14 protein-coding genes are annotated in these 13,920 nt (G+C 44.3%); 10 read left to right on the forward strand and 4 right to left on the reverse strand.

All coding sequences use genetic code 11. The features are described from left to right. Positions 1–327: 327 nt before the first annotated feature. On the reverse strand, positions 328–1,236 hold the full coding sequence (gene hcaR / locus PV763_RS10355; protein ID WP_004278522.1) for a DNA-binding transcriptional regulator HcaR: 909 nt from the start codon (positions 1,234–1,236) through the stop codon (positions 328–330). A gap of 281 nt (positions 1,237–1,517) precedes the next feature. Between hcaR and hcaE the strand changes: the two genes are divergently transcribed. The 9 genes from hcaE (at position 1,518) to PV763_RS10400 (ending at position 10,508) form a co-directional block, all read left to right on the forward strand. Further along, positions 1,518–2,885, forward strand: coding sequence for a 3-phenylpropionate/cinnamic acid dioxygenase subunit alpha (gene hcaE / locus PV763_RS10360; protein WP_004278520.1), 1,368 nt, complete (start codon positions 1,518–1,520; stop codon positions 2,883–2,885). After that, positions 2,882–3,400 (forward strand): 3-phenylpropionate/cinnamic acid dioxygenase subunit beta, encoded by a 519-nt coding sequence (gene hcaF, locus PV763_RS10365; protein ID WP_004647365.1) that lies wholly within the window; start codon positions 2,882–2,884, stop codon positions 3,398–3,400. Before hcaE ends, hcaF begins: the two co-directional genes overlap by 4 nt. Beyond that, positions 3,400–3,726, forward strand: coding sequence for a 3-phenylpropionate/cinnamic acid dioxygenase ferredoxin subunit (gene hcaC / locus PV763_RS10370; protein WP_420937798.1), 327 nt, complete (start codon positions 3,400–3,402; stop codon positions 3,724–3,726). The genes hcaF and hcaC overlap by 1 nt, the downstream gene beginning before the upstream one ends. A 2-nt stretch (positions 3,727–3,728) precedes the next feature. Beyond that, a complete protein-coding gene (gene hcaB / locus PV763_RS10375; protein WP_420937799.1) occupies positions 3,729–4,544 on the forward strand; it encodes a 3-phenylpropionate-dihydrodiol/cinnamic acid-dihydrodiol dehydrogenase in 816 nt (271 codons plus the stop codon). A 113-nt stretch (positions 4,545–4,657) separates the two neighbouring features. Beyond that, entirely contained in the window at positions 4,658–5,623 is a 966-nt protein-coding gene (locus PV763_RS10380; protein WP_121980286.1) for a 3-carboxyethylcatechol 2,3-dioxygenase, read from the forward strand. Between the two features lie 4 nt (positions 5,624–5,627). Continuing rightward, positions 5,628–6,854 carry a 3-phenylpropionate/cinnamic acid dioxygenase ferredoxin--NAD(+) reductase subunit gene (hcaD, locus tag PV763_RS10385; RefSeq protein WP_396469417.1) on the forward strand — a complete coding sequence of 409 codons (1,227 nt, stop codon included), beginning with the start codon at positions 5,628–5,630 and terminating at the stop codon, positions 6,852–6,854. Between the two features lie 168 nt (positions 6,855–7,022). Beyond that, positions 7,023–7,928 carry a DMT family transporter gene (locus PV763_RS10390; protein WP_004647369.1) on the forward strand — a complete coding sequence of 302 codons (906 nt, stop codon included), beginning with the start codon at positions 7,023–7,025 and terminating at the stop codon, positions 7,926–7,928. A gap of 181 nt (positions 7,929–8,109) precedes the next feature. After that, positions 8,110–9,045 (forward strand): cation diffusion facilitator family transporter, encoded by a 936-nt coding sequence (locus PV763_RS10395; RefSeq protein WP_004647370.1) that lies wholly within the window; start codon positions 8,110–8,112, stop codon positions 9,043–9,045. A 407-nt stretch (positions 9,046–9,452) separates the two neighbouring features. After that, positions 9,453–10,508, forward strand: a complete 1,056-nt coding sequence (locus tag PV763_RS10400) for an MBL fold metallo-hydrolase (protein ID WP_004647371.1) — start codon at positions 9,453–9,455, stop codon at positions 10,506–10,508. Here the strand turns inward: PV763_RS10400 and PV763_RS10405 are convergent. Both PV763_RS10405 and PV763_RS10410 read right to left on the reverse strand, forming a co-directional pair. Beyond that, a complete protein-coding gene (locus PV763_RS10405; protein WP_004647372.1) occupies positions 10,505–10,975 on the reverse strand; it encodes a thiol-disulfide oxidoreductase DCC family protein in 471 nt (156 codons plus the stop codon). The two genes, PV763_RS10400 and PV763_RS10405, sit on opposite strands and share 4 nt — an antisense overlap. Positions 10,976–11,070: 95 nt before the next feature. Continuing rightward, on the reverse strand, positions 11,071–12,591 hold the full coding sequence (locus PV763_RS10410) for a catalase (RefSeq protein ID WP_420937800.1): 1,521 nt from the start codon (positions 12,589–12,591) through the stop codon (positions 11,071–11,073). Positions 12,592–13,210: 619 nt separating this feature from the next. Between PV763_RS10410 and PV763_RS10415 the strand changes: the two genes are divergently transcribed. After that, positions 13,211–13,390, forward strand: coding sequence for a DUF7230 family protein (locus PV763_RS10415; protein WP_004647375.1), 180 nt, complete (start codon positions 13,211–13,213; stop codon positions 13,388–13,390). Here PV763_RS10415 and PV763_RS10420 read toward each other — a convergent pair. Next, positions 13,387–13,887 carry a hypothetical protein gene (locus PV763_RS10420; RefSeq protein ID WP_004647376.1) on the reverse strand — a complete coding sequence of 167 codons (501 nt, stop codon included), beginning with the start codon at positions 13,885–13,887 and terminating at the stop codon, positions 13,387–13,389. The genes PV763_RS10415 and PV763_RS10420 overlap by 4 nt on opposite strands. Positions 13,888–13,920 lie beyond the last annotated feature (33 nt).

Below are 13,920 nucleotides of genomic sequence, written 5' to 3' on the forward strand. Positions count from 1 at the left end.
ATATTTAAGGTAGCGCACCTAAGTGAGTTTGATTCTCATTTATTTGAATAAATATAAAAATCTAATAATTTTTATAGGCTTGAGCTATTTAAACTGAGAAAAATCCGAATGAAACTTTATTAGACTTAAGTGGTAAATGCAGTACATTTAGAGCTAAAAATACACAATTTGGGTCAAGGGCAAGTGAAAAATTTAAGCGCCAGAAATAGATTCTTTATTATAAAATAGAATTAAAAATGGATTCTTAAGCATAAAATAATAAAACAAAAAAAGCACATGCCTATCATAAGTTGAATGGCATATGCCTAATGCAGGGAAGAAATAGGATTAATTTTGTTCGCTACGGTTAATATCCAGATAGAACACACGGGTCAAAAGCTCAAGAAATTTGCTCACGACATAGGATTTGTTGTTTTTATGGTAGCTGACATACAGGTCTAAATAGGGCAACTCCACGTCCAGCGGACGAATCACGGTATTATCCATGGTTAGTGGTGCAATATAGCCAGGCAAAATGGTACAGCCTAGGCCCATTCCGATCGAGTTGATATTAAATAAAATATTATCGGCCTTTTGCACGATATTGAGTTCAATGCCGTTGGCTTTGGCAAAGTCCAGAATAGCCTGGTTCAGGGTCAAGGACTGCTCTGCTGATGGAATAATAAAATCAATACCATTCAATGCTTTAACAGGAATTCTTTCGTATTTTGCTAAGGGATGATCTTTAGGCAGGAGAAAAATCAGCGGTTCACGAATCACGAACTGGCTTTCAATTTCATCACTATTGAAATTATGACGGGTAAATGTCAGATCTAGATCACCTTTTTTTAACAAACGCATTTGCTCATTGTTGTTCAGGCTGAGCAGTTCAATTTTTAAATCCGAGTTCTGTACACGTAGATTTGGCAAGATATACGGGAAGATTTTCATCTCGGCCACCGGTACAAAACCGATGCGGAGCATTTGCTGCTTGGCCTGTGACACCTGACGTGCCATGGCAACGGCTTTGTCCGCCTGTGCCAGGGTGAGACGAGCCTGTTCCAGGAATACGGCGCCTTCTTCGGTCAGCTCTACTTTACGTTTGGTTCGGTTGAGTAGCTTTACCCCGACATCTTCTTCCAGGTCTTTGATTTGCTGGCTAAGTGAGGGTTGAGCCGTATAAAGTTTAAGTGCTGCCTTACTAAAATTGAGCTCTTCAGCAACGGTGATAAAGTAGCGAAGGTGTCGTAATTCCATGTCATCAACCCAAAGAGTAATCCAAAAAATGTCTTACTATAATTTCCTCAAAGTATAATCTATAAACAACTATGTCGTGAAGATTATTTTCCCATTCATAAACTAAATGCTCTGGCGGAATTAATAGATGTTTTAATATAAAAATTCACGTGCTTAATAATTGCTTTAAGCTCTTAATTGAAACAAAAAAAATATTTCCCGAAAAACGCTGTCAAATCCATCATCGTTGAAAAGTTGAGTCTATTACTTTGTGCCAAAGATAGGTCACAGGAGAGCTTTTCATGAGTGGAAAAATTGATGTGCGCGAAATCGATGCTTTAGTCGATGCACAAAATGGACGTATTACGCCATCTATTTATACAGATCCTGACATTTACGAATTAGAACTCGAACGTGTTTTCGGTCGTACTTGGTTATTCCTTTGCCATGAAAGCCAAATTCCTAAGGCTGGTGATTTCTTCAACACCTACATGGGCGAAGATCCAATCATTGTGGCACGTCAAAAAGATGGCTCAATCAAAGCATTTTTAAACCAGTGCCGTCACCGTTCTATGCGTGTAAGCTTCGCTGACTGTGGTAATACCCGTGCATTTACTTGCCCGTACCACGGCTGGTCATACGGCATTGACGGTTCTTTAAAAGATATCCCGCTTGAAGATCGTGCTTACCCACATGGTGCATGTAAAGAGCAATGGGGTCTGGTTGAAGTGAATCGTGTGAAGTCTTACAAAGGCTTGGTATTCGCTTGTTGGGATGAAACCACACCTGATCTTGAAGAATACATGGGCGATATCGCTTGGTACTTAGATGGCGTTGTTGACCGTCGTCCAGGTGGTACAGAAATTATCGGTGGTGTCCACAAGTGGGAAATCGAGTGTAACTGGAAATTTGCGGCTGAACAGTTCGCATCTGACCAATACCACGCCTTGTTCTCTCACGCTTCTGCGATCCAAGTATTGGGCGCGAAACCAGACGACGAATCTTCTAAGAAATTAGGTGCTGCACAAACGGCTCGTCCAGTTTGGGAAACTGCCAAAGACGCGATCCAGTACGGTTCACGTGGTCATGGTTCAGGCTTCTTCTTCACAGAGAAACCAGACGCAAACGTATGGGTTGACGGTGAAGTTGCCAACTACTTCCGTGAAACTTACGACGAAGTTAAAGAGCGCCTAGGCGAGACTCGTGCACTGCGTCTTGCAGGTCACAACACCATGTTCCCAACTTTGTCTTGGTTGAACGGTACTGCAACACTTCGCGTATGGCATCCACGTGGTCCAAACAAAACCGAAGTATGGGCATTCTGTATTGCGGATGCTGAAGCATCTCAAGAAGTGAAAGAAGCATTTGAACGTTCTGCAACGCGTGCCTTTGGTCCAGCCGGTTTCCTCGAGCAAGATGACTCTGAGAACTGGATTGAAATTCAAAAAGTTTTACGTGGTTACAAAGCGCGTCAAAATAAACTCATTATGGAAATGGGTAAAGGCAACGAAAAAGTACGTGAAGATGGTATCCCGGGTATCACCAACTACATTTTCTCTGAAACTGCAGCACGTGGTATGTACCGCCGCTGGGCAGATTTATTGATCCATGAAAAATGGGAAGACGTGGAAAAAGCAGCTGACGAATATGAGAAGGAGCTTATGAAATGAGTCAAATCAGCTTAGAACTTCATCACCAAATTAGTCAGTTCCTGTATCGCGAAGCAAAATTGCTAGACGATTGGAAATTCCGCGAATGGTTGGATACGTTAGCTGAAGATATTTCTTACACGCTACGTACCACACCAAACGCACAAACCCGTGACCGTCGTCGTTCAGTTGAACCACCTACCACTTGGGTGTTCAACGATTCAAAAGACCTTTTAGAGCGTCGTGTAGCGCGTCTGGAAACCGGTATGGCTTGGGCTGAAGAGCCTCCATCACGTACCACCCACATGGTGAGCAACGTGATCGTAGAGCCAACTGAAGTTGAAGGCGAATACGACGTGTACGTAACCTATTTGCTATATCGTACGCAAAAAGAGAAAGACATTGTCATTTACTGCGGTAAACGTCATGACAAGATCCGTAAAGTTGAAGGCGGCCTCGGCTTCCAGATCTTCAACCGTAAGATCACGCTTGATCAAGCGACATATAGCTCACATAACCTGAGTGTGTTCTTCTAATGAATAAGATTTTTGTTTGCCAAGTTGACGAATTAGACGAAGGCGAAGCGTTAAAAGTAGATTGTGACGTAAACGGTATCGAAGCGCTGGCTGTATTTAACAATGGCGGTGAATTCTTCGCTATGAACGATAAATGCAGTCATGGTAATGCTTCTATGTCTGAAGGCTATCTGGAAGATGACGGTACTGTGGAATGTCCATTGCATTCAGCACGTTTCTGTTTAAAAACAGGTGAAGCATTATGTCTACCTGCAACTGATCCAATCAAAACTTTCCCAGTGATTGTTGAAGACGGCGCATTATATGTAGAGATGGCAGGAGAGTAATCATGGGTTGGCTACAAGGCGAAGTTGCACTTATTACCGGTGGTGGTTCAGGCTTAGGCTGGGCGCTAGTGGAACGTTTCCTGGAAGAGGGTGCACAAGTTGCCGTTCTTCAACGTTCAAAAGCAAAAGTGGAGGCATTAAACGAACACTTTGGCGGTAAAGTTCTTGCGATTGAAGGCGATGTAGCCAGCTATGCAGACAACGTTCGTGCAGTGAATGCCACTGTAGAGCGTTTCGGCAAACTCGACTGTTTCGTCGGCAATGCCGGGATCTGGGATCATTATGCCGATATCGTCAACACCTCTGGTGAGCAGCTGGGAAAAGCCTTTGACGAGATTATGGGGATTAATACCAAGTCACTCATTCTCGGCGCGAAGGCTGCACTGGAGGCATTGATCGCTTCTGAAGGTTCTATCATATTTACTTTGTCTAATTCGGCACTGTACTCCGCTGGCGGAGGCCCTGTATATACTGCATCTAAGCATGCAGGGGTGGGTATTATGAAAGAATTGGCCTATGAGCTTGCGCCTAAAGTACGAGTGAATGCGGTTGCACCGTCAGGTATGAATGTGAATATCAAAGGCGCAGCGTCGCTCGGTCAGGAAAATGTTGGCCTGCTCGATGCACGTGATCCTGAGAAAATTGCACGTGGTATGCCACTGAATTTCTTGCCTGAACCGGAAGATATGACAGGTTCATACGTACTCTTGGCATCTCGTCAAAATAACCGTCCTTTGACTGGCGTTCTGATCAATGCAGAATGCGGTCTGGGAATTCGTGGCTTACGTCAGCCCCGTGCCGGTTTCTTTGACGAATAAAAATCTGCTTTTAAAAATCTCCCCTTACCCCTCTTTATAAAAGAGGGGGAAAATCTCCCTCCTTTTTAAAGGAGGGTTGGGGAGGATTTAAGTCTTCCTTTTTGGAGTCTCTCATGGCCGTTAAACTTATTTGTGCATCGCACAGTCCTTTAATGGAATTTGCTTCACCACAGGAAAAGCGTAAAGAACAAGCCGTTCGTGATGCTTTTGAAAAACTCTCTGCTGAAGTAAAAGCTTACGACCCAACCCTGATCATTACTTTTGGTCCTGACCATTTTAATGGTTTCTTCTATGACCTGATGCCAAGTTTCTGCGTGGGTATTCGTGCCAAAGCCGCAGGTGACTGGGATTATGGCAAGGACAATGACCATATTGATGTACCTGAAGACAAGGCATTAGATCTGGTTCGACGTGTACTGGATGAAGGCGTAGATGTTGCCTACTCATACCGTATGCAGGCTGACCATGGCGTGACTCAGCCCTTACATTTCCTGTGTGAAGGTAAACTTGATCGTTACCCAACGATTCCAATTTTTATTAATGGCGCTGCTGCACCGATGCCAACCACCAAGCGTACCATCGCTTTGGGCCGTGCTGTGGGTCAATACATCAAATCTTTAAATCTTGAAAATGAGCGTGTGCTTGTTTTAGGTACCGGTGGTCTGTCACATGATCCACCTACACCACAAATGGGTGCAGTACCACCAGAAGTAGAAGAGTTCCTGATTGCAGGCCGTTATCCAACACCTGAAGCACGTCATGCACGTCAATCCAAGATTATTGCAGTGGGTCAAAAGCTGGCAGCAGGGGATACGTCAGTTGCCGTGCCTTTGAATGCTGAATGGGATATTGCCCTGCTAGAAACCTTCAAGCATGCTGATTTTGCAACATTAGAAGCGATGACTGAAGCTGAAATCCGCCATGATGGTGGTCGTGGTGGTCAGGAAGTCCGTTCTTGGATGGCTGCCTTCGCTGCCTTAAGCGAAATGGGTGAGTATGAAATGACCACACATTGCTATGAAGACATCAGCGAATGGATTGCCGGCTTCGGTATCGTATCTGCAGAGTTAAAAGGTTAAGAAAATGAGCAACGTAAACAACATCGTGATCGTGGGTGCTGGCCAGGCAGGTGCGAGCGCAATTTTAGAACTTCGTGGCAACAAGTATGAAGGCAAAATTACCTTAATTGGTGATGAAAGCCATCTTCCTTATGAGCGTCCACCGTTGTCTAAAGATGTGATTCTAAAACCTGAAGAAACCAAGATCGAAATCCTGTCGGAACAGAAACTGGCAGATTTAGGCGTAGAAACGATTCGCGGCAATGGCGTAGCGAAAATTAATGCCGAAGCGAAAACGGTTGAACTCCTGAACGGTGATGTTGTTGCTTACGACAAGCTCTTGCTTGCAACAGGTGGTGCCGCGCGCCGTTTGCCTAATTTCGATGCTTTGGGCAAACACGTCTATACCCTGCGTAACTTGGAAGATTCACAGGCACTGGTGCCTGTACTTCAAGCCGGTCGCCGTATCATCCTGATCGGTGGTGGCGTGATTGGTCTTGAGTTGGCATCATCTGCACGTTACAAAGACTGTCAGGTCACTGTGATCGAAATGGGTCCGATGGTCATGGGTCGTTGTTCACCGCAAATCCTGAGCGAATTCCTGCTGGAACAGCATCGTCAAAACCAGGTCGATGTGCGTCTTGAAACCAAGATTGCAGATTGCCGTTTAGATGGTGAAGAAGTCGTGGTAACGCTGGAAGGCGGTGAAGAACTGCGTGCTGATGCTGTAGTTTACGGAATCGGAATCGTGCCAAATGCACAGCTTGCGCTAGATGCAGGTCTGGATGTTGATGTTGCGATCAAAGTCAATGAACACTGCCAAACCTCGAATGCTGACATTTATGCAGCGGGTGATGTTGCGACTCAGTTACGTGACTGTGGCAATCACCGCCGCGTTGAAACTTGGGAAAATGCCAACCTTCAGGCAGGCATCTTTGCGCGTCACGTGATGGGTGTGGAACATCCGAAAGCCAATCCGGCCTGGTTCTGGACGGATCAGCTGAATATAAACTTCCAGTTTGTCGGCGATATGGCCGCAGCTGAATGGCATATCCGTGGTGAAATGGATGCAGCCAAAGGTGCAGACAATTCATTCGTGATGTATGGTGTGACAGATGGTCAGATCGTTGGCGGGATTACCGTGAATGCAGCCAAAGAAATGCGTCATTTGAAAAAAATGATCAGCAAAAATACGGCGTTTGATGTTGAAAAACATTTGGATATCGCGCAAGACTTACGCAAAATTGCTTAAGTTGTATTGAGATATCTTTGGACAGACCTATGTTTTGCATAGGTCTGTTTTTTATGCACGAAACTTGATGAATTTATCAAAAATTAAAACTTCATCTCAGCATGAATTCGCTATACGCTATTTTTGAAGTTGCTGATCCAGAACTTCTTGGCCTCGTTTAGGAGACTTATGAGTTCTTCATCTTCATTGCCGGTCACGGCAAGTATTTACGCTTTATTGGTGCTGATCTGGGCGACAACGCCACTGGCGATTGTCTGGAGCGTGGCCGAGATTCACCCGATGTGGGTGCTGATCATTCGCTATTTTGGTGCCTCGATTATTGCGTTGTTCCTGTTGAAAATCATGCGCGACCCGCTGCCTTTTGACCGCACTTCAATGAAAAGTTATCTGGCAGGCAGTTTGAATTTAATCGGCGCGCAGCTGTTTATTTATCTGGCGGCCAATTATCTGACCTCAGGATTGATGGCACTGATTTTTGGTTTTTCACCGCTGATCGCCGGTTTAATCGGTCATGTGATTTTAAAAACCCATAAGTTGATCTGGCTGCAATGGCTCGGCATGGCAGTGGCCGTCGCCGGTTTGTGTTTTGTTTTCGCCGACTCGGCAGACAGCAAAATTAATCCTTGGGGTGTGGTGTTAATGCTGATCAGTATGGTGTCTTACATCAGCTCGATCTTCTGGGTTAAACAGATCAGTGCACCCTTGAGTCCGATGTCGCAGGCGACGGGTTCATTGCTGGTCTCCGCAGCGAGTTCAGTCATTTTGGTACCCTTTATCTGGCAACATATGCCGACTCAGTTGCCTAGCACACAGGCAATGATTGGTTTTGTATTTACCATGATCATGTCCTCGATTGTGGCAATGCTGTGTTATTTCTGGCTGATTCGCCGTCTAAATGCTTCGACTGTCTCATTGAGTAATGTGATGACGCCGGTGATTGCTCTGGTATTGGGAGCAACCTTAAATCATGAAATTATCAGCAGTCATGCTTTTGCGGGAATTGCTGTGGTGATGTTCGGGATCATCATGTATTTCTGGAAAGAGTGGCGCGAACAGTATTTTTCCAAGCATTAAAACTGTAAAAACCAAAAGGGCGAAAGCCCTTTTATTATTTGAGTAGAGAGTAAAGTGATTCAACAACGTGGGAGATCACGACTAAGCAACAATTTGTAAAACAACTTTCAAAAATAAATGATTAAGATTTTGATACATAAATCATTCAAGCTTGCACAAGCTTATTTAGGACAGTGTCAGGATGTCTGAATCCAATAAAATCGTAGTTTATGCAGCTCTATTTGGTAATCTGGCGATTGCGCTGGTTAAATTTGTTGCGTCCTATATAACCAATAGCTCTGCCATGTTCAGTGAAGCAATTCATTCGGTAGTGGATACCTTGAATGAAATTTTACTGCTGTATGGGATGAAAAAATCAGAAAAACCGGCAAATGCCAAACATCCTTTTGGTTATGGGCGTGAACTGTATTTTTGGGCTTTTATTGTGGCATTGATGGTTTTTGCCTTGGGTGCGATCGTGTCCATCTATCAAGGGATACAGCATATTCTTCAGCCTGAAGTCATGCGGGATCCATTGATCAATTATATTGTGCTGGGTCTGGCGATTCTTTTTGAAGGATTTTCATGGTCAGTGGCTTTAAAAACCTTTCGTAAACAAAAGGGAAATCTGGGATATTTTGAAGCATTTCGACACAGTAAAGATCCAACGACCTTTACCGTGTTATTTGAAGATACTGCCGCCCTGGTCGGTTTGGTGATTGCTCTGGTTGGTATTTTTCTGGCGCATCAACTGAATATTCCTGAATTGGACGGTGCCGCATCGATTTTAATTGGTATCGTGCTGGCAGTATCTGCCTGGTTTCTGGCACGTGAAACCAAAGGTTTGTTACTGGGTGAAACGGCAGATCCAAAACTGCGTGAAGATGTATTAAACATTGCTCAACAGGATGCGGCAGTTTTCAGTGCCAATGGGGTATTGACTGAGCAGATGGGCGCTCAGCAAGTCATTGCATCATTGAGTCTGGAATTTAAAGATGATTTAACTTCTGATGACATTGAAGCCTGTGTCAACCGGATCGAAGCGCAGATTAAACAGCTGCACCCGGAAATTATTGCTTTATTTGTGAAACCCCAAACCAAGGCCGTATGGCTGGAACGAACTCAAGGTCGTGTATAAAGATCTAAAAAACGCTTGAGGTTGGTATTTTGATCTCAACTTGCCTTTCTCGCACAATTGATGTGATGATACTGAGGTATGGCGAATTTCATCATAAAATCATCAATGGGCAGACATGCTTTTGTCAGCATGGGCTTATAAATATTGAGTATCATTTTGTATTTTTAGACAGAAGGACAAGAGCAATATTTTTCTAGATAATCCCAGACTTCAGCCAGCCATAAGGCCGATGAAATGCCATTTTTTTTGCTAAAAATAACAAAAACATACATGATTTTCTGTGACGGATTTCATACTATGTTGCAGTGTGCCTGTTTTTAGTTTGTATGCTCATTAAAAGATGCACCGCTTGACCATTTCAAGAGGTTGTTGTCTTGCATATAGCGAATAATAAATAGTGGATGTTTATGCAAGATCTTCTCAAAACTAAAAAATTCCAGTTAATCACGGAATCCAGTTGGAAACATCTCTGGTCTAAGCCAGTGTTTGAGTATCTGCATTCAGATCATTTCGACGGAAAACAGTTTCGTAATCTTGAGCATGCTTCTCTATCGCGCGGTCGCTTTGATTTATACAAATGGCTCATTACCCGAAAATCCAAGACCTGGAATGTCAATCTTGACGAAGAGCGTGCCGAGTTTTTTTCTCGTCCGCGCGCATTGCCACAGCAGCGTCCAGATGCAGCTCTGGATGACTGGCAAGTCTGGTTTATTGGTCACGCCACCACATTAATACAGATCGGCCCCTATAATTTCCTGACCGACCCGGTCTGGTCGGAATATGCCAGTCCTTCGGCTTCCACGGGTCCGCAGCGGGTCATTCCGGCTGGCATTGCTCTGGATGAGTTACCCCAGATTGATGCTGTACTACTCAGCCATAACCATTATGATCATATGGATCTGGCCAGTCTGGAATGGCTGCACAACACTTTTGAGATGCCGATTTATACCGGTCTGGGTAATGCCTGGTATTTGCCAGAACATTACACCGTGCATGAAATGGACTGGTGGGAAAATGCCTTTTTTGAAGAGATCCGGATTGTGTATACGCCGGCTCAACATGCCTCAGGGCGCGGTATGCGCGATCAGAACTGTGCACTTTGGGGAGGCTTTTCTTTATTATATGGCAAGGAACATTGTTTCTTTGCCGGAGATAGTGGCTACGCCTCACATTTTAAAGAAATTCGTAAACGTCTGGGTGCACCGCGAATTGCCTTACTTCCGATAGGAGCGTATGAGCCACGTGAACTGATGCGTGCGATCCATATGAATCCGGAAGATGCCTTTCATGCCCATCATGACTTGCAGGCCAAATGCTCACTGGCGATTCATTACCGTACTTTTCAGCTCACAGATGAAGACCGGGATGCACCGGAACATGAGTTGCATGAGATCATCAAGCATTCTTCCAAGTTAATTAATCCGTTTTATTGCATACGGGAAGGCAAGCGGATTATTGTTTAAGCACTTCCTATTAAATGAGTTGAATGGCCAGTACAGACAGCTTCTTCCAGAAAATGGCGTTTATTTTCGCTGGATGGAATCAGGCAATACTCGGTTTTACCAAATAGCCTGTAACGATTTAAAGCAACCACACGATATAGAAAGTCGCGGATAAAGCGCGGAACCAAATAACCTGCGCTCATTAAATTAAAGGGAAAACCGAGATGCTGCAGCACCTTCAGCAAGGCAGTCGATTCGGTATAGAGAGTGCCATCTTGAATGACGAGCATGGTGGTGTAATGCTCGGTTTGCATCTGATAATGTTCGAGCAGTGCCGTACCTAAAGGCGATTGGGCGGAAACCAGTTTAAACTGAATCTTTTTATCGTATTTAATCAAAAACCGTGCCCAGCCATTGCAGATCACGCAAACAGCATCAAATAAAACAATGTCGTGTTGTTGAATGATGTCTTCAATATTCGGATGCATTATTGTATTTCTTTTTGTGCCAGCTTGTTTCTATAGTGCTTGATGCTGCAATAAAAAACCACCCGAAGGTGGTTTCTATACATGTCTAAACTGGCTTAGAGAAAGCTAGGCAAACCTTTGGCTGGATCGCTTTCACGTGCTGCTTGGGCATCTGCTACGGTCATGCCGAGGGCTTGTGCTACGCCTTCGCCGTAGGCTGGATCACAGCTATAACAGTTGCGGATGTGACGGTATTTGATGAAATCTAGTGCATCACCCATTGCTCCGGCCGTGTTATTAAACAGAGCCTGTTTCTGCTGGTCATTCATCAGATTGAACAGGGCACGGGGTTGGCTGAAGTAATCATTGTCATCTTTACGGAAATCCCAGAAATCGGCATCACCGGTAATTTTTAGTGGCGGTTCTCTGAATTCCGGCTGTTCCTGCCACTGGCTGAAACTATTCGGCTCGTAATGTGGCAATGAACCATAGTTGCCATCCATGCGGCCTTGACCATCACGGCGGTTCGAATGAACAGGACAACGTGCAGCATTGACCGGAACCTGTGAATGATTCACGCCAACACGGTAACGCGCTGCATCGGCATAGTTCACCAGACGAGCCTGTAACATACGGTCTGGTGAATAGCTGATGCCCGGTACAAGGTTGCTTGGTGCAAAGGCAGCCTGTTCCACATCCTGGAAATAGTTTTCCGGATTGCGGTTCAGTTCGAATTCACCGACTTCAATCAGTGGATAATCGCCCTTTGGCCAGACTTTGGTTAGGTCAAATGGATGATAAGGCACTGTTTCGGCTTCCAGTTCTGGCATGACCTGAACGTACATTTTCCATTTTGGATAGTCACCACGTTCGATGGCATCAAACAGGTCGGTCTGGCTGCTTTCACGGTCTTTGGCAATCAAGTCTGCAGCTTCAGCATCGGTCAGGTTTTGAATACCTTGCTGGGTACGCATATGGAATTTCACCCAGAAGCGTTCATTCTTGGCATTGATAAAGCTGAAAGTATGGCTGCCAAAACCATGCATATGACGGTAACCGGTCGGGATCCCACGATCCGACATGACAATAGTCACTTGATGCAAGGCTTCAGGCAGTAATGCCCAGAAATCCCAATTATTGGTGGCACTGCGCTTGTTGGTTTTCGGATCACGTTTGACTGCTTTATTCAGGTCAGGGAACTTGCGGGCATCCCGCAGAAAAAATACCGGGGTGTTATTGCCGACCAGATCCCAGTTGCCTTCTTCGGTATAGAATTTCAGTGCAAAACCGCGAATATCACGTTCAGCATCGGCCGCACCACGTTCACCCGCCACCGTTGAGAAACGCGCAAACATTTCGGTTTTTTTGCCGACTTCAGAGAAAATTTTAGCGCGGCTATATTGCGTAATATCATTGGTCACGGTAAAGGTACCGAAAGCACCTGAACCTTTGGCATGCATACGACGCTCTGGAATCACTTCACGGACAAAGTTGGCCAGTTTTTCATTCAGCCATAAATCCTGGGCAAGTAAAGGTCCACGCGCACCTGCCGTCATACTGTTCTGGTTGTCGACCACAGGTGCACCAGCTTCAGTGGTCAGGTGGGTGACAGGGCATTTTTTTAAATCTTGGCTCATCTTTCCTCTCCAAGTTTTGAATATCTTGTGTCGTTTATCTAGTATTCATAAGATATTGAGATATATGCTAATCAGATCAGGTTTCACTATATTTACAATATCTTTAAATAAAGGGTGTTACAGCACAAAACGGAATTCAGGATATAATTGAGTGAGATCACTCAAAAAATATTTTTAAAGTTAATAAAGTTTAAAATATTGAAAATTAAATGGTTACTCTTAAAAAGTAACGGGTTTTCCACTCTCTGACAATATCAAATTCTATATATTTTGAATAACTCGAATAATGAATGGGATTAAACGAAAATAACAATATCTAAGTCCATAATATGTTTTTATCAAAGGATAAAAATAATAAGTGAAAAGTGTTATTTAAAATACATTTTATAACTGATTTACTTTAAATAGTTTTTTAATTGAGTTTTGTTTGGCTGAAGAAACCCATAAAAATAATGAATGAAATAAGGGTGTTTTCTGGCTATAGCTCCCATTTTTGCATACAGAAAATCCTAGCTAAATGGACTTTATTTTTAAAAAAGCATTGGCAGATATGCTTGAAAATTAGTCAGTCGGCCCTATAATTATTTCACTCCTTCTTCCAAATCATATAGAGAGCAAGATGGCCAAGAAAAAAACAGCCGAGCAGGTGGTAATCCACAATTTTGTGGCAAAACACATGTATGAAGTCAACAAAAGCCAGGTCTTTGTAGACCGAAAGAAAAATGCAAAACGTGGCTACAGCAAGCACAGACAAGGGCGATATTCCATGGAAGATCGCCCTTTTTTAATGGCCGCTTAAGGTCGGTAAGGTGGCTGGGGACGACGCGGTGACTGTTTAGGATTGGTTTTAACTGGAGAGAGCGGGGCGACAGGCCGGTTATTACGAGTTTGCGAATATTGATTCGGATGCCGGGATGGCGTTGTCGATTCATCCGCAATTAAGTCATTAAAGAATTTATTGAGTCTGCTTTGCACTGGCGCGTTGTGGTGAGGGGAGTGAGGCTGTGGTCTGGCCTGCTGAAAACTGGCAAATTGATCTTTTTGCTGGTGATAGAGTCTGGCGGCAATGACGGAGGGGTCATCTCTGCCTAAACGCCGCCGTTGCGATGCCGAAATTTCAATGCCCAATAATGGAGTCATTTTAGGCCGATCGGCATAGCTCGTTGCTCGATTGCTGGCAGGGCGTATATAAGATGAACCGGAATTATGAGCTTCTTTGCGGGCAGCCAAAGCTGGTGCAAGAATGACCACATAAAACACCGCAACAATCATGAACAGGATGACCAGAAATTCCATAACCACCTCTACCACTGTCGAGGGACTGGAAAA

It is taken from the genome of Acinetobacter sp. AS5, from assembly GCF_048957595.1.
Lineage (GTDB): Bacteria > Pseudomonadota > Gammaproteobacteria > Pseudomonadales > Moraxellaceae > Acinetobacter.